Raw genomic sequence first — 24757 nt, forward strand, 5'->3', positions numbered from 1 at the left:
CCTCCGCTTCAAACCGTTACGCCGGTTTTGCTTTGACGTTCTTTTCCTGCCAGGCCGCCCAGGTCGGCCGATCGATCTGGAACAGATCGGTGGAGCGCGCATACCAGCCGCTTCCATGCATGCGGGCGATCAGACGCAGCGCCTGGGTGTCGATGTGGCAGCGCTCCTTGTCCAGAATCACCGCGTCGTCGACATGGGCGCGGACCACGCGGCCAATGACGGCGGTCTGACGCGGCCCCGTCACCAGCGACGTGAGCACCCGGCATTCGAACGACACCGGCGATTCCGCAATGCGCGGCGGGCGCACTGCCTGCGAGGCAGCCGGCGTCAGTCCGGCCAGTGTCAGTTCGTCGATCTCGGGCGGCGCGTCGATACAGGTGATGTTCATGGCCTCGGCGTTGCTCTCCGCGACGAGGTTCACGACGAATTCGCCGGTGTCGAGAATATTCGCCGCCGTGTCCTTGAACCGTACAGAGCCCGCCAGAAGTCCGATCGCGACAGTAGGCGGCTCATGCCCCATCACGTTGAAGAAGCTGAACGGCGCGGCATTGATCACGCCGCTCGCGGAGATCGTGGTGACCCAGGCGATCGGCCGCGGCGTTACCGTGGCCGTCAGGATCTTGTAGCGGTTCTGCGCTTCCAGCGTCTCCATGTCGAAGATCATGCCGGCCCCTCAGATCGCGACCACCGGGTGGCGCAGCCGTCCGATGCCCGTCACTTCCGCTTCCACGACGTCGCCCGGCCACAGCCATTCCTGCGGAGAGCGCCCGGCGCCGACGCCCTCGGGCGTCCCCGTCGCGATGATGTCTCCCGGTTCCAGCGTCATCGCCGCCGAAATGTCAGCGATCAGGAGCGGCACCTTGAACAGCATGTGGCGGGTGTTGGAGCGCTGCTTCTCGACCCCGTTCACCGTCAGCCAGAGATCGAGCGCGTGCGGGTCGGTGATTTCGTCTGCGGTAACGATGCACGGCCCGAACGGCGCGTAGGTGTCCTGGCCCTTGGAGTAGATCCATTGGCCGGCGCGGCGATTGTCGCGGGCGCTGACGTCGATCATCACGCTGTAGCCGAACACAAAACCAAGAGCATCGGCTTCCGACACCCGCCGCGCGGTTCGTCCCATCACGACGGCAAGCTCGACTTCCCAGTCGAGCTGCTGCGTGATGGCCTTGTTATGCTGGATGGCCTCATCCGGCCCGATCACGCTGGTCGGCGGTTTTGAGAAGATGATGGGCTGCTTGGGCAGGTCCTTTGCCGTATCCAGAGCGCGCGATGATTCTGCGACGTGCTCGACATAATTGAGGCCGATGCCAAAAATGTTCTTGCGCGGACGCGGGATCGGCGCCAGCAGCCTGACGTTCGCCAGCGGCAATGCGGCGCCTACCGGCCAGTTGTCCTTGCCTTCGCTCAATATCTTCTTGAGCGCCGCCAATGCGGGCGGCCCGAGATCGATAAAGTCGAGCATCGATGAGGGGAGGGAAACCCCGGCATCATGCCCCGCCTCCTCGACGTCCACGACGAGGTCGTCGACAACAGCGCCAAGACGGGCGGCAGCCTCAATGGTGCTGCGATAGGTAACTAGACGCACGGACTATCTCCTCCTGTAGCGTTTTCGAGCGAAGTGGATACCGGTTCGCGTGAAGAAAACGCGTCAAACAAGAATCTAGAGCTTCGGTTCTGATTCAATCAGAACCGAAGCTCTAGGATACGAGGGGCTGCCGGCCGCCATTGTCGCCAAAAGCTTCCTCGCGGTAGAGCCCGAGCGCGTGCATGACCGGCAGGTCGTTGAAGGTGAAGAGGCAGGCGTCCTCGCTGGCGGAGGCGTTGACATGCTCATGCCAGGCCCAGGACGGAACGCAGAAGATGTCGCGCTCCTTCCAGTCGAAGCGTTTGCCGTCGATGATCGAGTGACCGCGTCCCTTGGCGACCTGATAGATGAAGCTGCCGGTGTGACGATGCGCGTGCGTACTCTCGCCCGGCCGCAGCATCTGCATCGATGCGCCGATCGTCTGCATCACCGGACCGCCGGTCACCGGGTTCACATATTTCATGAGCACGCCGTCATAGGGCGAACCATCGGTGGCCTTGCCGTAGCGCTGCAGCGCCTCGTAGGTCGGACCCCACTCATATTTCAATAGCGGCGAATATCCCTTGGACCATTCGGCGCCGGCCGGACGCAGGCCGGGATTGCCCCAGGTGTGCGTCATGTCGTCGACGGGATAGCCGACGCTCTGCTGCAGGTCGGGATGAACCACATAGAAATTGGCTTCGAGCGTGTTGACCAGGGGAATGTCGAGCCCGTCCTGCCAGATGCAGGGCGTGCCGTCGCTGGAGACGCCATGTTCGTGCCAGGTGCCGTTCGGCGTCAGCACAAAATCGTTGGCGCCGAGCGTCATCTTGTGGCCGTCGACGATGGTATAGGCGCCCTCGCCTTCCATGATGAAGCGAAGCGCGGAAGCCGAATGGGCGTGGGCGGATGCGACCTCGCCCGGATGCATGACCTGCAGCCCGGAATAGAGCCAGCCGACCGCGGCGGCGTGATCACGCCGGCCGGGATTGTTCAGATAGATGACGCGACGACCAGCCTTCTCCGGCGACACCAGTTCGACGGAGCGCAGCACATGCGCGCGGAGGTCCTCATAGCGCCACAAGACTGGGACGGAGGACGATTTGGGCGCCCAGGGCTCGATCTTGTTCGCGACCGTCCAGAGCGCGCCCGCCTCCAGTCTTTCGAGTTCGTCGTAGTAGGCGAGCAGTTCCGGCGTGTCCTCGACATTGGCCCGTCCGGTCACGTCTTCCCGGTGGTTTTCACGAGCTTTCGTAGCCATGTCGCCCTCCTGTCCTGGCGCCGTGTCCGGCGTCGCGTTGTCAGTTCATCTCGTCAGGTATCATCGCAATCGCCTGGATTTCGACCTTGGCGCGATCCTCGATCAGCCCCGATACCTGCAGCGCCGTCATGGCCGGAAAGTGCCGGCCCATCACGTCACGATAGACCAGGCCGATTTCCTTCAGGCGCGCCGAGTATTCCTTGCGATCGAGCAGGAACCAGGTCATCGACACGATATGCTCAGGTCCCGCGCCGCCGGCACGCACCACCGCATCGACGTTCTTCAGGGTCTGGCCGACCTGACCCACCAGATCGTCGGACTCGAACTTGCACTGTTCGTTCCAGCCGATCTGGCCCGCGACGAAGATCATCTTGCCGCGGGCGGCTACGCCGTTCGCGTAACCGCTCGGCTTGGCCCAACCGGGCGGCTGCAAGAACTCGAACATTTCATACTCCCGTAGCAGGACGCGACTGGACGTCCGCGCGGTTAGGCCTTCAGGACGTCGCGTCCGATAATCAGTTTCTGGACTTCGGTCGCGCCTTCATAGATGCGCAACGCGCGTATCTCGCGGTAGAGCTGCTCGACCATTTCGCCGGAGCGCACTCCCCGGCCGCCGAACATCTGCACGGCGCGATCGATCACTTCTTGCGCGGTTTCGGTCGCGACCATCTTGGCCATCGCCGCTTCGCGCGTCGTGGAGGCTTTCTGCACGTCGCGCCGCCAGGCCGCCCGGTAGGTGAGGAGCGCGCTGGCGTCGACATCAGCGGCCATGTCGCCGAGGGCGGCCTGCGTCAATTGCTGGTCGCCGAGCACGCCGCCGAACATCCGCCGGGTCCGCGCATGCAGTATTGCCTCATCGAGCGCGCGGCGGGCAAAACCAAGCGCTGCGGCTGCGACCGACGCGCGGAAGATATCAAGGGTTCGCATCGCGATCTTGAAACCTTCGCCCGGCGAACCCAACAGCCGCGCCGCCGGGATCCGACAACTTTCGAACCGCAGTGTCGCGAGCGGATGCGGCGCCATCACGTCGATACGATCGGCGATCGAGAACCCAGGATCGTCCGGAAGCACCACAAAGGCCGAAATGCCGCGTGCGCCAGGCGCCTCGCCGGTTCGCGCAAACAGCGTATAGACGTCGGCAATACCGCCGTTGGAAATCCAGGTCTTCTCGCCATCCAGGATGTAGTGGTCGCCTTCGCGCCGCGCGCTGCAGGCCATGGCGGCAACGTCGGAACCGGCTTCCTTTTCCGACAGGGCAAACGCGGCGACCCAGTCGCCACGCCGCGCCTTGGGCAGCACCAGCGCGCGCAGTTCAGGCGAACCGGCTATCGCCACCGCGCCGGTGCCAAGTCCCTGCATTGCAAAGGCGAAATCGGCGAGCCCGCTGTGCCAGGCCAGCGTCTCGCGGGCTATGCAGATCAGCCGGGAATCGATCACCGCATCGGGCTGGTTGCCCGCAACCGACGCCTCCAGCAATCCCGCGGCGCCCAGCTGGCGAACCAGCGAACGGCAGGTCGCGTCGACGTCACCGCCATGCGTATCGCCAAGACCGGCGGCAAATGCATCGAGCGCCGCGGCGTATTCAGCGTGGCGGGAATCGAAGAACGGCCACGCGAGATGTTCGCGAGACGGCCCGCGCAACTGCGAAACCGGGGTCATGTCAGTCTCCCGCAAAGGCCGCCCTGGCGCACGCCGCCAACTGCGGCGCGCCCCAATAATGTTTCATGGCTAAAATATCCTGTCAAGCGAGCCGATGCGGGCCCGGAGCCGGGCGGCTGTGCAGCAAGCCTACTAAACAGGCTGCAAAATGCGCAGAAATGAAAGCTTGATGCTTTACCGCGTTCAAAAGCCGCAAGCCCGATTGACATCATTTTTGTTTGATGTCTAAAATTATATTCGGTCATCCGGAGTTCCGGGCGAGGCCTCAGGAGGCGAGCATGGCAGAACGCTCTTTCGCGCGCGAGGTGGAAGACCTGAAGCTGGGCGCCGGCCAGGAATTTCGCGGCGAAGGTATCCTTGCGATTACCAAGGCACTGCTCGAATGCGGCGTCAGCTATGTCGGCGGCTACCAGGGCGCGCCGATCTCGCATCTGATGGACGTGTTGTCGGACGCGCAGGATATCCTTTCAGATCTCGGCGTGCATTTCGAAACGAGCGCCAGCGAGGCGACCGCCGCGGCGACGCTTGCCGCCTCCGTGATGTATCCGATCCGCGGCGCGGTCACGTTCAAGGCGCCGGTCGGCATCAACGTCGCGTCCGACGCGCTCGCCAACCTGTCTTCGGGCGGAGTGACCGGCGGCGCGCTCATCATCATCGGCGAGGATTACGGCGAAGGCTCCTCCATCATGCAGGAGCGTTCGCACGCCTTTGCGATGAAGTCGCAGCTCTGGCTGGTCGATCCGCGACCCAACGTGGCGTCCATCGTCAAGGCCGTGCACGATTCCTTCGAACTGTCAGAGGCGTCGAATACGCCCGTGATGCTGGAGGTGCGGATTCGCGCCTGCCATGTGCATGGCCGCTTCGCCACCCGCGACAATGTCCGCCCCATCTTTCCGCTGTCCCGCGCGCTGGAACAGCCGTCGCGCGACACCAACCGCATCGTGCTGCCGCCGGCCTCGTTCCTGCACGAGAAGGAGAAGATCGAGCAGCGCTGGCCCGCGGCGGTCGAATTCATTCACGCGCGCGGCATGAACGAGACCTTCGACGGCGACATCCACGATATCGGCATCATCATGCAGGGCGGCATGTATAACGGCGTCATCACCGCGCTGCGCGAAGCGGGACTTGCCGACGTCTGGGGCGAGACGCGCGTGCCGCTCTATGTGATGAACGTGACTTATCCGATCGTCGACCGCGAGGTGATCGACTTCTGCCGCGGCAAGAAGGCGGTGCTGATGGTCGAGGAGGGCCAGCCCGAATTCATCGAGCAGGCGCTGCATAAGATCCTGCGCAACGCCGACATTCCGGCCAAGCTGCACGGCAAGGACCTGTTCCCGATGGCCGGCGAGTACACCGCGCAGGTGATGGGCCAGGCGATCGGCGCTTTCATCCGCCGCTGGCGCTCCGATGCGTTGCCGGATGCCGCACGCGCGCCGAACATTGATCGTGTCGAGGTTGACGACAAGATCCGAGCGCTGGCCGACGTGGTGCCGCCGCGGCCGCCGGGCTTCTGTACTGGCTGTCCAGAGCGGCCGATCTTTTCCGCGATGAAGCTGGTGGAGAAGGAACTCGGCCCACATCATATCGCTGCCGACATCGGCTGCCATTTGTTCTCGATCCTGCCGCCGTTCAATATCGGCGCCACCACCATGGGCTACGGGCTCGGCCCGGCGTCGGCTTCGGCCTTCAACGTTCCGGCGAGCAAGCGCTCGATCTCGATGATGGGCGATGGTGGCTTCTGGCATAACGGGCTGACCAGCGGCGTCGGCAACGCCGTGTTCAACCAGCACGACGGCGTGATCGTCGTGGTCGACAATTATTATTCGGCTGCGACCGGCGGGCAGGACATCCCCTCCTCGCGCGCCGACAACCGCTCGCGCTCGACCAAGCATCCGATCGTCGAGGCGGTGAAGGGCGTTGGCGCCAAATGGGTGCGCCAGATCGACCGCACCTACGACGTCTCGCGCATGCGCGACACGCTGCGCGAGGCGCTGACGACGGAGGAAAAGGGGCCAAAGATCATCGTCGCCTCGTCGGAGTGCATGCTGAACAAGCAGCGGCGGGTGAAGCCGCTGGTGGCGGCCGCCGCCAAGCGCGGCGAGCGCGTTGTGCGCGAGCGCTTCGGTGTCGATGAGGACACATGTTCCGGCGACCATGCCTGCATCCGCCTGTCCGGCTGCCCGTCGCTGTCGGTGAAACCGACAACCGATCCGTTGAAAGACAATCCGGTCGCCGCCGTCGACAATACTTGCGTCGGCTGCGGCCATTGCGGCGAGGTCGCGGACGCAGCCGTGTTGTGCCCCTCCTTCTACCGCGCCGACATCGTTTCCAACCCCACCCCATTCGAAGCGCGGCTCGACCGCATCTGGCAACGGATGATCGGCACGTTGCAGCGCTGGCGGGCAGGACGGCGAGTCACGTTCGAGCAGGAGGTGGCATGAACGTCTCGGTAGCACCCTCCTCCGTCGCACTAAGCCAGGCACGGCCCATCACCGTCGCGGTGCTGGCGATGGGCGGCCAGGGCGGCGGCGTTCTGGTCGACTGGATCGTGGCGCTGGCCGAGCGGCGCGGCTGGTTCGCGCAATCGACCTCGGTGCCCGGCGTCGCCCAGCGCACCGGCGCCACGATCTATTACATCGAGATGATCGCGCCCGACGCGAGCAAGCCGGAGCATCACCCCGTGCTGTCGCTGATGCCGGCACCCGGCAAGGTCGACATCGTGATTGGCGCCGAACTGATGGAGGCCGGCCGCGCCATCCTGCGCGGACTGGTTTCGCCGGACCGCACGCTGTTGATCGGCTCCTCCCACCGCTCCCTGGCTGTGGTCGAGAAGACCGCGCCCGGCGACGGCACCGCCGATGCGTCACAGGTCTATGAGGCGGCGAATGTCGCAGCCAACCGCTTCATCGCGTTCGACATGGCCGAGATCGCCGATGCCACCGGCAGCGTGGTCTCTTCCGTGCTGTTCGGTGCGCTGGCAGGCTCCGGCGCCCTGCCGTTCACGACACAGGATTTTGAAGCCACGATCCGCTCAGCCGGCGTCGGCGTCGATGCCAGCCTGCGCGCCTTCACCGCCGGCCGCGAGCGCGCCGTCGCCACGCTCAAACAGGATCCCAAGATCAAGCCAACGGCAAAGCCGCCGCTTGCAAAGCGCTTTCCGCGCCTCGAACCGATCGGTCATGCCGATTACGACGCGCTAGTCGCGCGGGCGCGGCAAATGCCGGCTGAGCTACACGGCATCGTCGCCGCCGGCCTGCAACGCGTCGTCGATTATCAGGACGTCGCCTATGGCCGCGAATATCTTGATCGACTTGGGGCGATGCCGCGCGACGCGATCGGCCTGCTGCAGGCCTTTGCGAAATATCTCGCCGTCGCGATGGCCTATGACGACGTGATCCGCGTGGCTGACCTCAAGACGCGCGCCGGGCGATTCGACCGGGTGCGCCGCGAGGCGCGGGCCGGTGATGACCAGATCCTCGGGATCACTGAATTCTTCCATCCACGAATCGAGGAAATGGCGGGGCTGCTGCCGCCGCGCCTCGGCGAAAAGGTCGAGCGCAGCGAACGGCTCGCCCGGCTCATCGATCGTGGACGAAAATTGCGCACGACCGCACCATCGGCGTTCCTGATGCTGTACTGCGTGGCAGGCCTTCGGCGATTCCGCCGCCGCACGCTGCGGCATGCCCGCGAGATGCGCCACCTCGACGACTGGGCGCAACGCGTGCGGAAATTCGCTGCAAGCGATGTCGCGCTAGCAACTGCCGTGTGCGAAGCCCGCCGTCTCGTCGGCGGCTACTCGGATACGCATTCCCGCGGTGAATCGAAATTCGACAAGGTCATGCGGGCGTCCGAGCGCCTAGCCGGCCGGCCTGATGCTGCGGAATGGGTGCAGCGGCTGACCAAGGTGGCACTGAAGGACGCCGATGGCGCCGAGCTCGACGGCGCGTTGCGCACCGTCGAGACGCTGTTCGAGGACGCGTGAGGATGGATCAATTCGAGGTCGTGGTATCGAAGGCCGAGGCGCTCACGCCGCGCATTCGCGAATTCGTCCTTGCACGCGCCAACGGTGCCCCGATGCCGGGCTGGGCCGCGGGCGCCCATATCGATGTCCATCTGCCCGATGTCGGCCGGCGCTCCTATTCTCTGATCGAGACGGCATCACCGCGAGGGGCCGCCGAACATCCGACCGCCTATCGCATCGCCGTGCTGCAGGAAAGCAAGAGCCGCGGCGGCTCGACCCATATGCACGGTCTCAAGACCGGCGATCGCCTGACGATCTCGCCGCCGGCGAACAATTTTCCGCTCGGTGCAGGCACGAGCGAAGTCGCGCTGGTCGCGGGCGGCATCGGCGTGACGCCACTGCTTGCGATGGCCTGTGAATTGAGCGCTACGAAGCGGCCGTTCTCGTTTTACTACGCCGGCCGCAGCCGCAGCGAGCTCGCCTTTCTCGGCGACATCGAGCGGCTGGCCAGCGCGGGCGCGACGATCCACGCCGACGACGAAGCCGGCCGGTTTTTCGATCTCGAGGGCCTGATGAACCGACTCGCGCCCGATGTGCCGCTGTACCTCTGCGGACCGCTGCCGATGATCGAGGCCGCGATCGCGCTGGCCAAGCGGATGAGCTGGCCGCAGGGACGGCTGCATTTCGAAATATTCACCGCACCCGAAGAGAAGACCGGCGATGCCAGTTTCGAGGTCGAACTCAAGTGCAACGGGCGCGTCTATGAAATTCCAGCTGGCAAGACCATTCTCGACGTGCTGCTCGAGGCCGGCGAAGACCCGATACATGACTGCAAGCGCGGCGATTGCGGTATCTGCCAGACAACGGTCATCGAGGGCATTCCCGATCATCGCGACTACATCTTGAGCGAAAGCGAGAAGGCGTCGAACAAGGTGATGCAGATCTGTATTTCGCGCGCGAAAACCAAGCGTCTCGTGCTCGACCTGTGAAGGAGGAACGCATGACCCGATATGCCAGCAACGCCGCTGCGCTTCGCGCCCTGGTCCGCGAGCAGGAGGTTCACCGTGACGTCTATGTCAGCGAAGAGGTGTTCCAGCTCGAAATGGAGCATATGTTCCCGAACAGCTGGGTCTATGTCGGCCACGACAGCCAGGTCCCCAACGCGGGCGACTATTACGGCACCACGATCGGCACGCAGCCTGTCTTGCTGGTCCGCCACACCGATGGAACGGTAAAGGTGCTGCACAACCGCTGCCCGCACAAGGGCACGCGGATCACGTCCGAGACCTGCGGCAACGCCGGAAAATTCTTCCGCTGCCCCTACCACGCCTGGAGCTTCAAGACCGACGGCTCGCTGCTCGCGATTCCCTTGAAGAAGGGCTACGAGAACACCGGCTTTGAACAGAGCCACGCCGCGACCGGAATGGCGCCGGTGCGCCATGTCCGCAACTATCGCGGCTTCGTATTCGGCAAGATCAATGACGGCGGCCTCGACTTCGAGGAGTTCTTCGGCGAAAGCCTGTCGAGCTTCGACAACATGATCGACCGTTCGCCGGCCGGCCAGCTCAAGGTCGCCGGCGGCGTGCTGCGCTATATGCACAATTGCAATTGGAAGATGCTGGTCGAAAACCAGACCGATACCTGCCATCCGATGGTGGCGCACGAATCCTCCGCCGGAACCGTGGTCGAGGTCTGGAAGAAGGCGCCTCCCGGCACCAAAAAGCCGATGGCGGTCGAGATCATCGCGCCCTTCATGAGCCCGTACGAATTCTTCGAGAACATGGGCATCCGGATCTGGGACAACGGACACGGCCACACCGGCGTGCACCACTCGATCCATTCCGACTATTCGGCGGTGCCCGGCTATTTCGACAAGATGACAGCCGCCTATGGCGAGGCCCGCGCCAAGGCGATCCTCGACGAGAACCGGCACAACACGGTCTACTTCCCCAACATCATGATCAAGGGTCCGATCCAGCTGTTGCGGCAGTTCAAGCCGATTGCGGCCAACAAGACGCTGGTCGAATCCTGGACGTTCCAGCTCGTCGATGCGCCCGACATGCTGCTCGAGCGCACGCTGATGTACAACCGGCTGATCAATGCGCCGACCTCGATCGTCGGCCACGACGACCTCGAAATGTACGAGCGCGCGCAGGAAGGCCTGCACTCGAACGGCAACGAGTGGGTGAACCTGCAGCGCCTCTACAGTCCCGACGAGGCCGGACAGACCAACGTCGCGGTCAACGGGACCAGCGAGTGGCCGATGCGCCACCAGTTCCGGGCGTGGTCCAAGTTCATGACGATGGGGATGTGACATGAGCATGGTCACTGAAGCTCCCCTCAAGAATGCGGTCCCCACCGATCAGGAACTGATCGACTTCGTCGTTCGTGAGGCACGGCTGATCGATCAGCAGCGTTTCGACGAATGGCTCGACATGTACGCCGACGACGCCTTCTACTGGATGCCGCTGGAATGGAATCAAACCGATCCGCGGCTGACCTGCTCGCTGATGTACGAGGACAAGCTGTTGCTCTCGATCCGGGTCGAACGGCTCAAGGGCGCGCGAACCTTCAGCCAGAAGCCGAAGAGCCGCTGCCATCACGTGCTGCAGACGCCGCAGGTCGATTCGCGCGACGCCGCCGCCAACAGCTACGTCACCTGGACCCCGATACATTATGTCGAGACCCGCCTCGACGAGCAGGCGCTCTATGCGGCCTGGGTCACGCATCATCTGAGCGTCGAAAACGGAAAGCTGAAGATCAAGCTCAAGCGTGTCGACCTGATCAATTGCGATGCTGCCTTCGGCAACATCCAGCTCTTTATGTGACGGAGAATGAGCGTGGTTCACCACACGGCGATCGTGAGCGGCGGCAATACCGGCATTGGCGCGGCGATCGCCCGCGGCCTCCTGGCCGAGGGCTATGATGTGATTTCGCTGTCGCGGCGCAAGCCCGACTGGAGCCACCCAAAACTCTCCTCGCGCGAGGTCGACCTGCTCGATGCGGCCGCGACGCGTCAGGCGGCCACGGAAATTGCCGCGAAGGTTGCGATTACCCATGTCGTGCATAATGCCGGCGCGATCCGCGCCAAGCTGCTGGAAGAGGTCGTTGACGAGGATGTCGGCGCATTGGCTCAGCTGCATTTCGGCGCCGCGATTGCGCTGGCGCAGGCGGCGCTGCCGGGCATGAAGCAGGCTCGCTTCGGCCGCATCGTGTTGCTGTCGTCGCGTGCCGCGCTGGGAGCTGCCACCCGCACGGTCTATTCGGCGACCAAGGCCGGTATCATCGGCATGGCGCGGACCTGGGCGCTGGAGCTTGCCCCTTTCGGCATTACCGTCAATGTCGTCGCGCCCGGCCCGATCGGCGATACCGAGATGTTCGAGAGCGTGATGTCGCCGGAATCCGAACGTGCAAAAAAGCTGGCGCAGTCGATTCCTCTCGGCCGTCTCGGCAAATCCGCCGACGTGGCGCGGGCGGTTACTTTCTTCAGTTCACCCGATGCCGACTTCATCACCGGGCAGACGCTGTATGTCTGCGGCGGAGCCAGCATCGGATCGATTTCCATCTAGCCCGGTGAGATCACAGCCATGGATGCCACAGTCAAACGAAAGGCCCGATCCCCAAAGGGTGCGCGCGGGCAAGCGCTGCGGCCGGCCGAGCCGGCGCACGAATCCGATGGCGCGCATCTGGAATTACGTATCTGGCTGCGGCTGCTCTCCTGCGCCACCCGGATCGAGAAGGCGCTGAACGCGCGCCTGCGCAAGGAGTTCAACACCACGCTGGCCCGCTTCGACCTGCTGGCGCAGCTCGCCCGTAAGCCGGCTGGCGCAACCATGTCTGAAGTTTCCGAACTCCTGATGGTCTCGAACGGCGCGATCACCGCCCTCGTGCAGAAGCTGGAAGCCGATGGCTTCATCCATCGCGAGGTCGACTCTGAGGATCGCCGCACCTTCCGTTTGCGCCTATCGCAGGAAGGCGCCAGGGAATTCGGCCGGATGGCGCGCCGGCATGAGGAATGGGTGATTGCCCTGATCGGCGAACTATCGCCCGTTGCGCAGTCGGACCTGCTGCAACATCTGACCCTGCTCAAGCGCCGCCTCGACAAGCACTCCTGACGCGGACGCCAGGCGGCAGTACCGCAAGGCAAGCAATACGCGCAGTGAGTTGCGGTTCATTTTAGCCTGTGCCTGAAGAACGCCAAAATCTCGTCGCGGGCCGCGATCGTCGGCTGGCCGGCCTCGTCGATCAGGTGCGCGGTGACGACGCTATGTGGCGTCGTGACGTGACGCTCGAAGAACGGCGCAAGATCGGCATTCGCCGCACTGTCCGGAAGCACCCGCCCGATGAAGCGGTCGCCGAGCGCCTCCGCATAGGCCGCGAAGCGTTGCGCCATGCAGAACTTGTCACCCGCGAAGCGATAGGCCAGCACCGTCAGATCTTCCCGCTCGAGCCGTTCGCGGACGCACCTGACTTCGTCGGGCGCGATTTCAATGCCGGCCGGATTGTTCAGCGGCAGCGACGGCTGCGAGAGCACCGGCGCCAGCATTGACGGCTCGAGCATCATGGTCAGCGCAAAATTTCCCGTAAAGCACATCCCGATGGCGCCGACGCCGGGACCGCCGCACTCGCCATGCGCAAAACGCGCCAGCGACCGCAGCCACTTTGTCACGGGACTGGATTCGTTTGAAGCGAGGGCGCGAAACTCAGCGCTCACACAGGCGCGCTGGAAGACCGCGGCGCCCTCCTCCGCGCCTGGAACGGCGCCATCACGACCGAACAGCGACGGCATGTGGACGGTGAAGCCGGCGTCGCGGACCCAGCGGGCAAACCTTGCGACATGCGGGCTGATGCCCGGCATCTCCGTCATCACGATGACGGCCGGCCCTGTGCCGGCCACGTAGACGACCTTGCTGACGCCATCGAGCGTGATGTCGCGGCGCGTGAAATCCTCGAGCGGATCGTCCTGTTTCATGGACCGTTTCGGCATCGGCGCAATTCCCTGGTTGGTCGATGGATACCCAGACAGGAGCCCGCAGCAAAGATCGGAGATGCCTGCGGCCAGGGGCTTCGGACTATCTTTTCGGGGACATCGTTGCGATTTCGCGGCCGGCGGGCTAGTGTCAAAATTGACATTAATCGGGTATTTTTTGACATGACCAAAGTCGCGGTTGTCGAGATCGACGGATGCATGGCCTCAAGCGCGGCCATCACCCACGATGTATTGGCGACCGCCAACCGGATCGGCGCGGCGAAGCGCGTTCCGCCCTTCAAGGTTACGACGGTGCGTTGCGGATTCCGCCGCAACGACGTCGATCTGCGAGGAATCGAACTCGTCATCGTCCCCGGGCTTGGAACGGCGTCGGCAGACGAACTGGAGACGAAGTTGAAGAGCCCGATGTGCCGGCGCGCGGGCGACTTGCTGATGCGGGCGCACGCGACTGGAGCCGTGCTGGCCGCATCCTGCGCGAGCACGTTCCTTCTCGCGGAGACCGGCCTGCTCGATGGCCGGCGGGCGACCACGACATGGTGGTTCGCACCGCTGTTCCGGCAGCGCTATCCCGCAATCGAGTTGCTGTCGGAGCGGATGGTCGTCGCCGATTGGCCGATCGCAACCGGTGGCGCGGCCATGGCGCAGATGGACCTGATGCTTGCGGTCGTTGGCCGGTTCGCCGGACCAAGCCTCGCCAGAGCCTGCGCCAACTATCTCCTGCTCGATGAGCGGCGCTCCCAGGCGCCATTCATGGCGATTACCTATCTGGCGAGCCAGGACCCCAGGATTGCCAAGGCCGAGAAATGGGTGCGCGAAAACATCGCGCGCGACTTTGCGATCGAGGAGTTGGCCAACGCTGTCGCGCTGGCGCCACGGACATTTGCCCGCCGCGTCTCGGCGACCTGCGGCGTTTCACCGATTCAGTTCGTGCAGCGGATCAGGCTGGAGACCGCCCGATTGCTGCTTGAGACCACGCGCCTGTCGGTCGAGCAGATCGCGCAGAGGATCGGATATGCGGAGCCTTCGACACTTCGCCGGCTGATCCGCCGCGATACGAAACATCCGCCCGGACATTTCCGTCCGACCGCCTGAGCGTCTCCCTCGCCCGCGATGCCTGGAGCTTCAGTGGCCCAGTACAGCCTTCACTTCGAGATATTCCTCAAATCCGAAGACGCCGAACTCACGCCCGTTGCCGGATTGCTTGTAGCCCCCGAACGGAAGGCTACGGTCAAACGGCGCGCCGTTGAGGTAGACGCGCCCTGCACGGATTCGGTTGGCGACAGCGCGAGCGCGGCCAATATCCCTGGACTGCACGAAGCCCGCCAATCCGAACGGCGTGTCATTGGCGATTTCGATCGCTTCATCTTCGGTGTCATAGCTCATGATTGACAGCACAGGGCCAAAAATCTCCTCACGTGCAATCTTCATTTGCGGCGTCACGTCACCGAAGACGGTCGGGCGAACATAGTATCCACGGTTGATATCGGCCGGCCGCCCTGTGCCGCCGGCCACCAGCGTCGCCCCTTCGTCAACGCCGGACTGGATAAGATCCTGCACTTTCTCAAACTGTGCCTGGCTCGCCAGCGGCCCCATGGTGGATACCGGATCGAGCGGGTCGCCCAGGCGAACGGTGTCGACAGCCTCACGCGCCGCCGCGAATGCCGTGTCCCGCTGCGCACGAGGGATAAGCATGCGCGTGGGAGACTGGCAGTTTTGGCCGGCATTTGTGTAGCAGGCGTGAACACCTTCGATCACGGCGGTTTTCAGGTCGGCATCGGCAAGGATGATGTTGGCGGATTTGCCGCCCAGTTCCTGCGCGACGCGCTTGACCGTATCCGCCGCAAGCTTGGCCACCCTGACGCCGGCCGTCGTCGATCCCGTGAACGACACCATGTCGATCTCGGGATGGGCGGCGAGCGCCTCGCCTACCGTGGGGCCATCGCCGTTTATGAGATTGAAGACGCCCGCCGGGACACCCGCGCCGTCGACAATCTCCGCAAACAGCATCGCGCTGAGCGGCGCGATCTCACTGGGTTTCAGCACGATTGTGCAGCCGGTGGCGAGCGCCGGCGCCACCTTGGAGGCAACCTGGTTCAGTGGCCAGTTCCACGGCGTAATCAGTCCGCAGACACCGATCGGTTCGCGACGGACGATCCCGTTGCCCATCCGCTCCTCGAACTTGTAATTCGCCAGCACGCGCGCGGCTTCCTCGAAATGAAACAGCGCGACGGCTGCCTGACGCTCGGTCGCAAACGTGATCGGCGCGCCCATCTCCAGGGTCATCATCCGCGCCAGGTCTGGTAGGCGAGCCCGAAAACCTTCGATGATCTTATGAAGCCAGGACAGACGCGCTTCGACGCTGGCTACGGAATAGCTCGCGAAAGCGCGGCGCGCTGCCTTGGCGGCCCGATCCACATCAAGCCTCGAGCCCAGGCTGATCTGAGCGAAGACTTCCTCCGTCGCTGGGTTGACTATTCCCAGCGTTGACGGCGCGGCTGGATCCACCCAGGCACCGTCGATGTAGAATTTCAATTTTTCCATAGTTTCCCGTCCACGACGTTGCGCCGCGCTACCGTTTGCGGTGTTTCTAGAGGTGCCTGCCCTCATCCACCGGCACCACAATTCCCGTCGAACTGGTCAGGCTGACGATGCAGGCCACCGCCGCCCTTGCGACATCGTCGGGCGTGGTGACGTGGGCGAGCGGCAGTTTTTCCGCGATTTTCTGCAGGTGTTCACGGGTTCGGCCGGCGACAAAATCCGTGTCCACGCCGGCCGGCGAAACCGAGAATACGCGGATTTTCGGCGCAAGCACTTTCGCGAGCGCGATCGTGAGCGCGTCGACGCCCGCCTTGGCAGCCAGATAGGCCAGGCTGCTGCCCAGGCCCGTGCGCGCCGCGATCGACGAAATGTTCACGATGGCAGCGCCACTGCCGCGCTCCAGCAAGGGACGGAAGGCGCGAACCATGGCGAATGGCCCGCGCAGATTGAGCGAAACGGTCCGGTCGAAGATTTCGTCCGTCAGCCCCTGGAGATCATTGGCGGGCACAGGCGTCGTGGCGCCTCCGCAATTGACCAGCGCATCGAGCCGTCCGTACTGCTGGTCCACGGTCGCCGCGGCCTCCGAGACGGAAGCCGGGTCGTCGATCGCGATCCGCATCGCGAGATGCCCGCGGCCCTCCAGGCATCCAATCACCTCTTCGGCCTGCGCGCGGCGGCTGTTGTAGCCGATCACGACAGCAGAGCCCATGGCAGCAAGACGCGCAGCAGTTGCCTTGCCGATGCCGCTGTTGCCGCCCGTGACAAGCGTAACCTTGGGAATCGACAGCCCAGGAATTTCGATACCAGTCATCAATGGCAGCCTCACATCGTGATCTTTGCGGCCTCGATCACGGGACGCCATTTGGCGCGTTCGCCGTCGATGAATGCCTTGAGGTCATCAGGAGAGCCCCCGACGCCTTGCAGCGAGTTTTGCTCAAGCACGGTCTTACCCTTGTCACTCCTGAGGAAGGCGTTCACCGCATTGTTCACCTTGCTCACAATGTCAGGCGGCGTTCCGGTGGGGGCAACGATCGCGTACCACGCCGTCGCCTCGAAATCCCTGAATCCGGCTTCCTGCACGGTCGGTACATCGGGCAGTTGCGCGACGCGCTGGCTCGTCGTCACCGCCAGCGCGCGAATCTTGCGCTCGGCCACCAGCGGCAGATAGGTCGGCATGAAATCCATGGCGATGTTGACTTGTCCCCCCAGCAGGTCCGTGATCAGCGGCGCTGAGCCGCGATAAGGCACGTGCGTCATCTCCACGCCGGCAAACTGCTGGATCAGCGCGGAGGTAATGTGTCCGAGCGTTCCGTTGCCGGGATGGCCGACATTGACCTTGCCCGGGTTCTGTTTGGCATAGGCGATCAGGTCAGGAAGCGTCTTCGCCGGAAAGTCTGATGTCGCCGTGATGATCAACGGAGACTTGGCGACGAGCACGACCGGCATGAAATCGCGCTCGGAGTCATACGCCAGGCCCTTGTACATGAACTTGTTGAGCGCGATCGGCGCCGGCGTCCCGAACAGCCAGGTATGGCCGTCAGCAGCCGCCTTGGCGACCGCCGTCCCGCCGAGATTGCCGCCCGCTCCCGCGCGGTTTTCGACGATGAACTGCTTGCCGAAGTCCTCGCTGAGCGAGTGCGCAACGGCGCGCGCCAGCGTGTCCACGGCGGCGCCGGCCGGGAACGGCACGATCATGGTGACCGGGCGATTCGGCCACTCCTGCGCAACGGCGCGGTGACATGGCGCAATGGCAAGTGCGAGGCCGATGAGGCCGAAAGACAGCACGCGCATACTTCCTCCGAATGGTGTACGGGGCTCGCGTTGGCGCCAGCGCTTATTCTGCAGCAAACTTGTCCAGGCCCTTGCGGCCCAGCCACTTGGATAATTCGTCCGCAACGGCTTCGTTATTGAGATCGGCAAAGGCAATGTGCGTGTTGCCGCGCAGCCCTGCGTCGGGCAGCAGCAGGACCTCGCAATCGCCTCCGTGACGATTGACGATGCCGCAAAAGGTCTTCGCCACCTCGACTGAGGTTTTCCAGATCGGACGCGTATCGGTGTAGTCGCCGAACACCATCTGGATCGGAAACTTCGTCAGCTTCATAAACTCGGCCAGCGGCACGGCATTGGGGCCATATGGCGCATCCGGCTTGGGTTCTGGCCCCTCGCCCTCCGGGAAAACGAAGCCCGGGGTTTCGTAGGCCACGATGCCTTTCATGTTGTCGCTCTTTGCCTTCAGTGCCGACAGCAGCGCGCGCCAGCCGCCCGCGGAATTGGTGACGGCAATGACGGGGCCGATCTTGTCGATGGCCTGGCCGCCGGCCTCCGCCTGCAACAATGCATTCTCGAGGGTATCGAACTCGTCGTAACGGGCGCGCGTCGCCTGATCCCAAGCCTCCTTGTCGGCGGTCGGAAACTGCAGGCCCGGATGCCAGTTGAGATAGGTCAGGCCGAAACGCCAGGCGGCAAAGTTACGCTGATCGAAATAATCAGGCGTGTAGGTGATCGGCTCGCAACTCCAGTTCGCGCGACCGACGCGCGGGCCGTCCCACAGGTAAACCGGATATCCCCTGCGCAGGAAAATGCTTTTATAACCTTCGCCGCCGTCCCAGCGGTTTTCCCAAACCTTCGTGCTAGAACTGTGCCACATGATCAGGCCGACGCTGCGCCTTTTCGCCGGGATGAAGTATTCGACGTAACCATGGTCGCAGGAAAGCGTTTGGCTGGGGTCACCGGGCTTGGCAATGACCTTGCCGCCTACTTCATACGCGCCCGTCGATTCCAGGATGATCGGAGGCTTCGATGGCTTGCGAGCTTCCTCGGCGAAGGCCGTGGTGCTCAATTCAATCAACAATAATGCCGCGGCAAACGGCCGCAACTGTTTCCAGCCTTTGGAATGGTTTCTACGGCAATTCATGATCTGCCTCTTGATGCCCTGCTTGAAACTCCGGACCCTCTTCGACCTCGCTTACGACGCTGGCTGCGTGCGCTCCGAATCGGGCGCGGGCCCAAAGTCGAAGCTCACATTGGAGGGGACACGCCATGCCGCCAGCATGATGATCGCACTAAGGGCGAGCAGAGCCAGGCTCATGGCCGGGACGGTCATCGCAGCCAGTGCACTGCCGGACCAATGCGCGACCCAGGGCATCAGGTTCTGCGACAGAAAACCACCGAGGCTGCCGAGCGTGGTGATGGCCGCCATGGCGGCTGCGGCGTGGGCGCCCTTGAAAATCTGCGACGGTAGATACCAGAAGCAGGGAAACATCAGCGAGATGCATGGCGTACCGAGCACAAAGGCGACGTAGCGCATCCAGTTTTCCGGCAGCATCGTCGACATCAGGAAGGCTGCTGCACCGCACAGCGCGATCAACGCCATGCCGATGAGAACGCTGCGATGCTCGCGCAGATGCCGCGGAATCCACAGCAGCATCAGCGCCACCATCGCCCAGGGCAACGAGTTCAGCAAACCATTCTGAGTGCTGCTGGCGCCAAAGCCCTTCACTACCGTGGGCAACCAATAGATGACGCAATAAAGTGCGAGCGTGATCATCGAATACACCAGCGAAAACCACCAGACCCGCCAGTCGAGCAGGACCCGAAGCGGATTGGTGTGCAACGTCTGCGAGATTTCCCCGCGTGCCAGTTCAGCGGCGAGCCATGACTTCTCACGGTCGCTGATGAATCCGGCGTCCTGCGGTCCGTTGGGCAGATATTTCAAGATCAGCACGAACAACAGCACCGCCGGCAGACCGGTCGCGATGAACACCCACTGCCATCCGGCGAGGCCGAGCGCGTCGTCGAGATTGAGCAGCAGCCCGCCGAACAGCGAGCCGAACATGTTGCCGAGCGGGCTGCCGATCGTCATCAGCGCGACGGCCTGCACGCGATAGCGCTTGGGAAACCATAGCGTCAGATAGAAGATGATGCCGGGATAGGCGCCAGCTTCCGCAGCGCCAATCAGAAAGCGGGCGGCGGCGAAAAGGGAGCCGCTAAATGTGAAGCCGAGCAGGACAGTGAGCAGTCCCCAAGTCAGCAGGATGCGCGCGAACCAGAGCCGGGCGCCGAACCGATGCGCGGCGAGCGCACTCGGCACCTCGAACACCAGCGAGCCGATGAAGAACAGCGAGGAGGCAAGGCCGTAAGCCGTCTCCGTCATGCCGAGGCCAGAGACCATCTGCAGCTTGGCGTAACTGACGTTCGAGCGGTCGATCACCGACAGCATCATCAAGGCGACCATCAATGGCATGATCCGCCACATGATGCGGTACATCAGCGCGTCGCCGTCGCGGTCCGCCCCATCCATCGTGACTTCCTCCCCTGGGCGCACGCCGCTTTTCGCGGTCTTTGCGCTTGTCTTGCTAGGCGGCGTTCTGCGCGGACGACTGGATCACCGGAAGATTCAAGAACCGTGCGGCGTTGTCGCTGATGAGCTTCCTGATGGCGGCGCGCGGCATTTGCAGATCGAGCAGGATCTGCGTGATGCTGCGAAAGCCATCGACAGGGCGCTGCGAGCCCTGCAGCCCGAGGTCGGACGACAGGATCGTGTTGTCGACGCCGGCCACCTCGATCAGGTGCGCGAGATCATCGGGGCTGTACTTCAGGGATTTGCCTTCGATGAACATGCAGATCGAATGTTCCATCTTGACGCCGCGCGCGACGAGCTGGCGAATATCAGTGTCGTTGCAGCCGACGATGTAGGTCGGATGATTGACCATCATCTTCTTGACCCCGCGCCGCGCCGCCTCGTCGAACAGGATGTGCAACTCACTGGCCGGCAGGTGACCGCCGGCCAGGATGATATCCGCCTCGGCAATGAGATCGATGACCTTCTTTGTGTCGTCCGTGAGTTTGCCGTTGGCGTCTAGCGCCGAAAGCGGGATCGGATCGAGCATCTTCTGCGAGGTCTTTGGAAAGGTCGAATTTCCGGCCGACATGGCCTTGATGTGGTTCGCCGCCGATAACGTCGGCATCCAGACGATCTTGCCGCCGAGCTTGATCGCGTGATCGACGGCATGCGGGTTGATGCCCCCCGACGCATTGTTCAGCACGATGCCCGAGAACAGTTTTACATTGGTTTCGGGGAACAGCTTTTCCAGCAGGATCGCGTGCGCCATGCCGGCATAGAAGTGATCCTTGTAGAGCACGGCGCGGAATTTCGCGGCCGCCGCATCGAGCAGCTCCTCGTGATGATCGAGGATGCGCGGCATGGCCGCCGGACCGCTATGGCAGTGCAGATCGATCGCGCCGACCAGAAGCTCGGCGACTTCCGGTGCCCACGACAGCGGCGGCAGCGGCACGGTGTTCGGATAGGATGATTGCTTGTCGGCCATGGTCAGGACCCTTTCGTGTCAGGCGGCGGACTTTCCGGCGACGGTTTGCGCGGGCATCGGATAATCGTCTTCGTTCAGCACCCAGCCCGGCTTGGTCGAAAAATCCATGCGCGGCGGGCAGAAGATGTCGACGAGAATATTGAGCTTGGGATCGAGGGCCTGCGAAGTGTGAATGGAGGGCGGCGGGATCACGGCGATGGAAGGCGATCCGCAGCGCTCGTGATCGTCATTGCGCCACTGCGCCATGTCGGTCGTCCATGGCCAGCGCAGGTGATGAATGAAGGTGCCGGCCAGCGCCAGCGAGCATTGTTCGAAATCGTCATGGTGATGCGGCGACATCTTGCTCGTATCGCGCGGGCCGTTTTTCGGCTCGAGGAAATTCACCATGAAGGTCGAGCAGCGGAAGATCCGACCGAACCGACCCGGCGTTGCCGCGACGTCGAGACTGTAGGTGCGGATCTGCGGGCCTCCAGTGACCTCCGGCCACGGCTCGAACGGCGGCAGATTGGGATGCGGTGTCGCATAAGACGCTGCGTTGGAGCACAACCTAGCGAGATCTTCCGATCGCGTCGTCATCATGCGCACCACCTTGGCAGCGCCGAGCAGCGTGACGGAGCTTGCGTCCGCCGGCACGAAACTGATGGAGTGACCGTTGACGACCTTGCGCTCGTTGCCCCACACGATTTCGGCGCCCGCGCCGGGATCGGGAAGCAGCACGACATATTCGTCGGGCTGGCTGGTCCGGCTCAGCACGGCGCCCTTGTCGGCGTCGCTATAAGCGATGATGAAGTTCTGGCCGCGGGCGTACCAGGTACGCGCGCCGTTTTGGTTTTCGGCCGGCGGCGTTTCGTAGAATTTCGCATATTCGGCACCCGCGAAATGGGTGGCGGCGGGTTTTGCGCCGACGGGAGTGGCGGCGAGCGCAGCGCGAGGATCAGTGCTGTGATACATGTGAGCTATCCGTGGTTTGAACGAGGGTCTTGAAATCGGTGAGTGTTTGCGCCGCGGCCCGGCGCATCTGACCCTGATCCGACGAGATGATGAAGGCGCTGGCGCCGAGGCCGGCGAATTCCTTGGCCTCTGCCGCACTCGCGACCATCACGCAGACTGGCTTGGCGACTTTCTTTGCCGCCGCAATGATCCTGATAACCGTGTCCTTCACGGACGCGTCGGCTGGGGATTTGGCGCCGAGGGCAACGGTGAGATCGCCACGGCCGATGAAGAGCCCGTGGATTCCGTCGACGGCGGCGATGGCGTCGATGTGGTCCAGTGCTTCGGGATCCTCGATCATCGCAATCGCGCAGACCGACGCATCCTGTTCATCAACGAGGGACCACATCGGTGTGCCGCCATAGGCGCCGGCGCGGGCCGAGCCAGAGTAGCCGCGCCGTCCCCCGCGATATCGCGCAGCGGCCGCGATCGCGCGCGCCTTCTCGACCGTCGCAACATGGGGCACCAGCACACCGGTTGCGCCGCAGTCCAGAGAGGACAGGATCTTGGCCGGATCGTCCGACGATACCCGCACAATGCCTGCGAGGTTGCTGGCGCGCGCGGCCAGCAGCATGACATCCGTCATCGCGCGATCGATCGGCGCGTGCTCCTCGTCGATCACGACGAAATCATAGCCGAGCGTGCCGAATATCTCGGTCGCGTGCGTGGTGGGCGTCTTGATGAATGAGCCGACGACGTGCTGCCGCGCCGAGAAGCGGCGGCGGAATGACGAAAAATGCGGCCTGGCGACGTCTCCGGACACGGTTGTTCCTCCCCTGCCATCTGCACAGGCTGCCCTCAGAAGGCAGACTCCGGCGTGGCGCTTGGCGAAAACCATTGCAGGGAGGACGCCGCTCGGCCATAGCTATTCGATCGTGTTCCACCAGGTGGAATTTCAGTATGCCGCTTAAAACCAACACCGTCGAAGCCGCCTCCCGTACGCTCCTGCTGCTGGAGGAGCTCAACCGCCACCGCGTCACCTCGATCGACCGCCTGCACAAGGCGACGGGACTGCCGAAATCGACGGTGGTGCGGTTGATGAAGTCGCTATGCGCGATGGGCTATGCCGCCAACGACCGGCGGCAGGGCGGCTACGCGGTTGCCTCGCGGGTCAAATCGCTCAGCAACGGCTTTCACGGCGATCCGCTGGTGGTGGAGGCCGCGCGCCCATGGGCGCTCGCCTTCACGCGACAATACCACTGGCCAATCGCCATCGCCGTTCTCGACAGGAGTTCCGTCGTGGTCCGCTTCAGCACCATTCCCGACAGCCCCGTCTCGCCATTTCACGGCACTCTCAACATGCATCTCAGCCTGCTCGGGCGGGCACTGGGGCGCGCCTACCTGGCTTTCTGCCCGATGAGCGAGCGATCGATGCTGCTCGACATGCTGGCGCGATCGCAGAAGAGCGAAGACAAGCTCGCCACTGACCGCAAGCGAGCGCTGACTTTGCTGGCGACGATCCGCAAGCAAGGCTTCGCTGAACGCGACCCGATGGTCGAGCCGCGCTCGTCCGGCACGATCGCACTCCCCATCATCGTCAACCAGCGCGTGCTCGCCACCGTCGGCATGACCTATTTCACGTCGGCGCTGGACCGCGCAGACGTCGTCCAGCGCTACGTGCCGCTTGTAAAGGCACTGGCCGACAATATTGCCGCAAGCGTCTTATCGTTGCAGCAATAGAGACTACAGCCCGGCATCGTTTGACCCCGTCTTTGGTATAGCGTCTTGCGGGATACAGGTTGTGAACGGCCTCTTGACGGTCTGGAGCAATTCCGAAACCCTGCCTTCTGGGGACTGATTTCGGTAAACCGCTATCGCCCACGGCGAGGATCGATAGACTCCTTCCTGAAGCGGACGGCTATCGGAAGTGGCACCACTATTGCTTGCGTAGCAATAGGCGTGCGAGGGGGAAGGACACAGTATGATCCGCGTGTTTCTTGATCGGCTCTACCTTTTCTCCGGTTATCTCGCCGGGCTTTTCCTGATTGCGATTTTTGTGCTGATGATGCTGCTGTCGGGCGGCCGGCCGCTTGGCATCAATATTCCGGCGGGCGATGATTTCATCTCCTGGTGCATGGCGGCAACGGCCTTCCTCGGGCTCGCGCATACGTTCAAACATGGCGAGATGATCCGCGTCGGCCTCTTGATCGACCGCCTCAACCACAATGTCCGTCATTACGTCGAGATCGCAGCCCTTTTCGTCGGTGTTGGCTTCATCGGCTTTTTCGCGTGGCATGCCTCGGTCATGACCTGGCAATCGCTTAAATTTTCCGACATTTCGCAAGGCGTGATCGCGGTGCCGCTGTGGATTCCGCAGCTCGGCTACAGCGGCGGCCTCGTGATTCTCTGCATCGCTTTTGTGGATGAGCTGGTCCATGTCCTGCGCGGCTTCGCGCCGCGTTACGAATTGCCGAAGCCGCAGAGCGCCGAGGAAGTCGTCGAACGCGCCATGCAGAGCGGGGTCTGA

The 24757-nt window shown here is 63.4% G+C and carries 25 protein-coding genes; 10 read left to right on the top strand and 15 right to left on the bottom strand.

Annotated elements, in window-relative coordinates; genetic code table 11:
* Window positions 1-16: 16 nt before the first annotated feature.
* From V1283_RS30450 to V1283_RS30475, 6 genes are all read right to left on the bottom strand, one after another.
* Window positions 17-664: a flavin reductase family protein gene (locus V1283_RS30450; protein ID WP_334390310.1), complete on the bottom strand. Its 648-nt coding sequence runs from the start codon at window positions 662-664 to the stop codon at window positions 17-19.
* A gap of 9 nt (window positions 665-673) precedes the next feature.
* Window positions 674-1585 (bottom strand): fumarylacetoacetate hydrolase family protein, encoded by a 912-nt coding sequence (locus V1283_RS30455; RefSeq protein WP_334390311.1) that lies wholly within the window; start codon window positions 1583-1585, stop codon window positions 674-676.
* 112 nt (window positions 1586-1697) lie between these two features.
* Entirely contained in the window at window positions 1698-2825 is a 1128-nt protein-coding gene (locus V1283_RS30460; protein ID WP_334390312.1) for a cupin domain-containing protein, read from the bottom strand.
* A gap of 40 nt (window positions 2826-2865) precedes the next feature.
* Window positions 2866-3270 (bottom strand): RidA family protein, encoded by a 405-nt coding sequence (locus V1283_RS30465; protein ID WP_334390313.1) that lies wholly within the window; start codon window positions 3268-3270, stop codon window positions 2866-2868.
* 41 nt (window positions 3271-3311) lie between these two features.
* Window positions 3312-4484, bottom strand: coding sequence for an acyl-CoA dehydrogenase family protein (locus V1283_RS30470; protein ID WP_334390314.1), 1173 nt, complete (start codon window positions 4482-4484; stop codon window positions 3312-3314).
* A complete protein-coding gene (locus V1283_RS30475; RefSeq protein WP_334390315.1) occupies window positions 4481-4729 on the bottom strand; it encodes a hypothetical protein in 249 nt (82 codons plus the stop codon). The genes V1283_RS30470 and V1283_RS30475 overlap by 4 nt, the downstream gene beginning before the upstream one ends.
* Before the next feature lie 33 nt (window positions 4730-4762).
* On the opposite strand from V1283_RS30475, the gene V1283_RS30480 reads away from it, so the two are divergent.
* Genes V1283_RS30480 through V1283_RS30510 form a run of 7 tightly spaced genes read left to right on the top strand, consistent with a single transcriptional unit; the run spans window position 4763 to window position 12560 of the window.
* Entirely contained in the window at window positions 4763-6925 is a 2163-nt protein-coding gene (locus V1283_RS30480; RefSeq protein WP_334390316.1) for an indolepyruvate ferredoxin oxidoreductase subunit alpha, read from the top strand.
* Window positions 6922-8466, top strand: coding sequence for an indolepyruvate oxidoreductase subunit beta family protein (locus tag V1283_RS30485; RefSeq protein ID WP_334390317.1), 1545 nt, complete (start codon window positions 6922-6924; stop codon window positions 8464-8466). Before V1283_RS30480 ends, V1283_RS30485 begins: the two co-directional genes overlap by 4 nt.
* 2 nt (window positions 8467-8468) lie before the next feature.
* A complete protein-coding gene (locus V1283_RS30490; RefSeq protein ID WP_334390318.1) occupies window positions 8469-9434 on the top strand; it encodes a PDR/VanB family oxidoreductase in 966 nt (321 codons plus the stop codon).
* Between the two features lie 11 nt (window positions 9435-9445).
* On the top strand, window positions 9446-10759 hold the full coding sequence (locus tag V1283_RS30495) for an aromatic ring-hydroxylating dioxygenase subunit alpha (protein ID WP_334390319.1): 1314 nt from the start codon (window positions 9446-9448) through the stop codon (window positions 10757-10759).
* A 1-nt stretch (window position 10760) separates the two neighbouring features.
* Complete coding sequence (locus V1283_RS30500; RefSeq protein WP_334390320.1) at window positions 10761-11273, top strand: aromatic-ring-hydroxylating dioxygenase subunit beta; 513 nt, start codon at window positions 10761-10763, stop codon at window positions 11271-11273.
* Window positions 11274-11279: 6 nt separating this feature from the next.
* Window positions 11280-12014: an SDR family NAD(P)-dependent oxidoreductase gene (locus V1283_RS30505; protein ID WP_334390321.1), complete on the top strand. Its 735-nt coding sequence runs from the start codon at window positions 11280-11282 to the stop codon at window positions 12012-12014.
* 18 nt (window positions 12015-12032) lie between these two features.
* Window positions 12033-12560 carry a MarR family winged helix-turn-helix transcriptional regulator gene (locus tag V1283_RS30510; RefSeq protein ID WP_334390322.1) on the top strand — a complete coding sequence of 176 codons (528 nt, stop codon included), beginning with the start codon at window positions 12033-12035 and terminating at the stop codon, window positions 12558-12560.
* Between the two features lie 56 nt (window positions 12561-12616).
* Here V1283_RS30510 and V1283_RS30515 read toward each other — a convergent pair whose 3' ends face one another.
* The gene (locus V1283_RS30515) at window positions 12617-13417 is read right to left on the bottom strand and encodes a dienelactone hydrolase family protein (protein WP_334390323.1); all 801 of its coding nucleotides are present in this window, start codon (window positions 13415-13417) and stop codon (window positions 12617-12619) included.
* Window positions 13418-13597: 180 nt separating this feature from the next.
* Between V1283_RS30515 and V1283_RS30520 the strand changes: the two genes are divergently transcribed.
* On the top strand, window positions 13598-14527 hold the full coding sequence (locus V1283_RS30520) for a GlxA family transcriptional regulator (protein ID WP_334390324.1): 930 nt from the start codon (window positions 13598-13600) through the stop codon (window positions 14525-14527).
* Between the two features lie 30 nt (window positions 14528-14557).
* Here the strand turns inward: V1283_RS30520 and V1283_RS30525 are convergent, their stop codons facing one another.
* The 8 genes from V1283_RS30525 to V1283_RS30560 form a co-directional block, all read right to left on the bottom strand.
* Window positions 14558-15976 carry an aldehyde dehydrogenase family protein gene (locus V1283_RS30525; RefSeq protein ID WP_334393230.1) on the bottom strand — a complete coding sequence of 473 codons (1419 nt, stop codon included), beginning with the start codon at window positions 15974-15976 and terminating at the stop codon, window positions 14558-14560.
* Window positions 15977-16022: 46 nt separating this feature from the next.
* Window positions 16023-16784 (bottom strand): SDR family NAD(P)-dependent oxidoreductase, encoded by a 762-nt coding sequence (locus V1283_RS30530; RefSeq protein WP_334390326.1) that lies wholly within the window; start codon window positions 16782-16784, stop codon window positions 16023-16025.
* 11 nt (window positions 16785-16795) lie between these two features.
* A complete protein-coding gene (locus V1283_RS30535; protein ID WP_334390328.1) occupies window positions 16796-17764 on the bottom strand; it encodes a Bug family tripartite tricarboxylate transporter substrate binding protein in 969 nt (322 codons plus the stop codon).
* Between the two features lie 43 nt (window positions 17765-17807).
* Entirely contained in the window at window positions 17808-18848 is a 1041-nt protein-coding gene (locus tag V1283_RS30540; protein ID WP_334390330.1) for an alpha/beta hydrolase, read from the bottom strand.
* A 90-nt stretch (window positions 18849-18938) separates the two neighbouring features.
* Window positions 18939-20273 carry an MFS transporter gene (locus tag V1283_RS30545; protein WP_334390331.1) on the bottom strand — a complete coding sequence of 445 codons (1335 nt, stop codon included), beginning with the start codon at window positions 20271-20273 and terminating at the stop codon, window positions 18939-18941.
* A 55-nt stretch (window positions 20274-20328) separates the two neighbouring features.
* Window positions 20329-21300, bottom strand: coding sequence for a DUF6282 family protein (locus V1283_RS30550; RefSeq protein WP_334390332.1), 972 nt, complete (start codon window positions 21298-21300; stop codon window positions 20329-20331).
* Between the two features lie 18 nt (window positions 21301-21318).
* Window positions 21319-22251, bottom strand: coding sequence for a hypothetical protein (locus V1283_RS30555; RefSeq protein ID WP_334390333.1), 933 nt, complete (start codon window positions 22249-22251; stop codon window positions 21319-21321).
* Window positions 22235-23053: an HpcH/HpaI aldolase family protein gene (locus V1283_RS30560; RefSeq protein ID WP_334390334.1), complete on the bottom strand. Its 819-nt coding sequence runs from the start codon at window positions 23051-23053 to the stop codon at window positions 22235-22237. Before V1283_RS30560 ends, V1283_RS30555 begins: the two co-directional genes overlap by 17 nt.
* Before the next feature lie 137 nt (window positions 23054-23190).
* Between V1283_RS30560 and V1283_RS30565 the strand changes: the two genes are divergently transcribed.
* Together V1283_RS30565 and V1283_RS30570 are read left to right on the top strand one after the other, a co-directional pair.
* On the top strand, window positions 23191-23970 hold the full coding sequence (locus tag V1283_RS30565; protein ID WP_334390335.1) for a DNA-binding transcriptional regulator: 780 nt from the start codon (window positions 23191-23193) through the stop codon (window positions 23968-23970).
* 241 nt (window positions 23971-24211) lie between these two features.
* A complete protein-coding gene (locus V1283_RS30570) occupies window positions 24212-24757 on the top strand; it encodes a TRAP transporter small permease (RefSeq protein WP_334390336.1) in 546 nt (181 codons plus the stop codon).

The sequence above is a fragment of the Bradyrhizobium sp. AZCC 2262 genome, from assembly GCF_036924535.1.
GTDB lineage: Bacteria > Pseudomonadota > Alphaproteobacteria > Rhizobiales > Xanthobacteraceae > Bradyrhizobium.

What these genes read in the sequence shown, in the direction of transcription:
- V1283_RS30450 (WP_334390310.1), bottom strand. Translation starts at nt 664, where the DNA reads ATGATCTTCGACATGGAGACGCTGGAAGCGCAGAACCGCTACAAGATC.
- V1283_RS30460 (WP_334390312.1), bottom strand. Translation starts at nt 2,825, where the DNA reads ATGGCTACGAAAGCTCGTGAAAACCACCGGGAAGACGTGACCGGACGG.
- V1283_RS30465 (WP_334390313.1), bottom strand. Translation starts at nt 3,270, where the DNA reads ATGTTCGAGTTCTTGCAGCCGCCCGGTTGGGCCAAGCCGAGCGGTTAC.
- V1283_RS30470 (WP_334390314.1), bottom strand. Translation starts at nt 4,484, where the DNA reads ATGACCCCGGTTTCGCAGTTGCGCGGGCCGTCTCGCGAACATCTCGCG.
- V1283_RS30475 (WP_334390315.1), bottom strand. Translation starts at nt 4,729, where the DNA reads ATGACCGAATATAATTTTAGACATCAAACAAAAATGATGTCAATCGGG.
- V1283_RS30480 (WP_334390316.1), top strand. Translation starts at nt 4,763, where the DNA reads ATGGCAGAACGCTCTTTCGCGCGCGAGGTGGAAGACCTGAAGCTGGGC.
- V1283_RS30485 (WP_334390317.1), top strand. Translation starts at nt 6,922, where the DNA reads ATGAACGTCTCGGTAGCACCCTCCTCCGTCGCACTAAGCCAGGCACGG.
- V1283_RS30490 (WP_334390318.1), top strand. Translation starts at nt 8,469, where the DNA reads ATGGATCAATTCGAGGTCGTGGTATCGAAGGCCGAGGCGCTCACGCCG.
- V1283_RS30495 (WP_334390319.1), top strand. Translation starts at nt 9,446, where the DNA reads ATGACCCGATATGCCAGCAACGCCGCTGCGCTTCGCGCCCTGGTCCGC.
- V1283_RS30500 (WP_334390320.1), top strand. Translation starts at nt 10,761, where the DNA reads ATGAGCATGGTCACTGAAGCTCCCCTCAAGAATGCGGTCCCCACCGAT.
- V1283_RS30505 (WP_334390321.1), top strand. Translation starts at nt 11,280, where the DNA reads ATGAGCGTGGTTCACCACACGGCGATCGTGAGCGGCGGCAATACCGGC.
- V1283_RS30510 (WP_334390322.1), top strand. Translation starts at nt 12,033, where the DNA reads ATGGATGCCACAGTCAAACGAAAGGCCCGATCCCCAAAGGGTGCGCGC.
- V1283_RS30515 (WP_334390323.1), bottom strand. Translation starts at nt 13,417, where the DNA reads ATGAAACAGGACGATCCGCTCGAGGATTTCACGCGCCGCGACATCACG.
- V1283_RS30520 (WP_334390324.1), top strand. Translation starts at nt 13,598, where the DNA reads ATGACCAAAGTCGCGGTTGTCGAGATCGACGGATGCATGGCCTCAAGC.
- V1283_RS30525 (WP_334393230.1), bottom strand. Translation starts at nt 15,976, where the DNA reads ATGGAAAAATTGAAATTCTACATCGACGGTGCCTGGGTGGATCCAGCC.
- V1283_RS30530 (WP_334390326.1), bottom strand. Translation starts at nt 16,784, where the DNA reads ATGACTGGTATCGAAATTCCTGGGCTGTCGATTCCCAAGGTTACGCTT.
- V1283_RS30535 (WP_334390328.1), bottom strand. Translation starts at nt 17,764, where the DNA reads ATGCGCGTGCTGTCTTTCGGCCTCATCGGCCTCGCACTTGCCATTGCG.
- V1283_RS30545 (WP_334390331.1), bottom strand. Translation starts at nt 20,273, where the DNA reads ATGGATGGGGCGGACCGCGACGGCGACGCGCTGATGTACCGCATCATG.
- V1283_RS30550 (WP_334390332.1), bottom strand. Translation starts at nt 21,300, where the DNA reads ATGGCCGACAAGCAATCATCCTATCCGAACACCGTGCCGCTGCCGCCG.
- V1283_RS30555 (WP_334390333.1), bottom strand. Translation starts at nt 22,251, where the DNA reads ATGTATCACAGCACTGATCCTCGCGCTGCGCTCGCCGCCACTCCCGTC.
- V1283_RS30565 (WP_334390335.1), top strand. Translation starts at nt 23,191, where the DNA reads ATGCCGCTTAAAACCAACACCGTCGAAGCCGCCTCCCGTACGCTCCTG.
- V1283_RS30570 (WP_334390336.1), top strand. Translation starts at nt 24,212, where the DNA reads ATGATCCGCGTGTTTCTTGATCGGCTCTACCTTTTCTCCGGTTATCTC.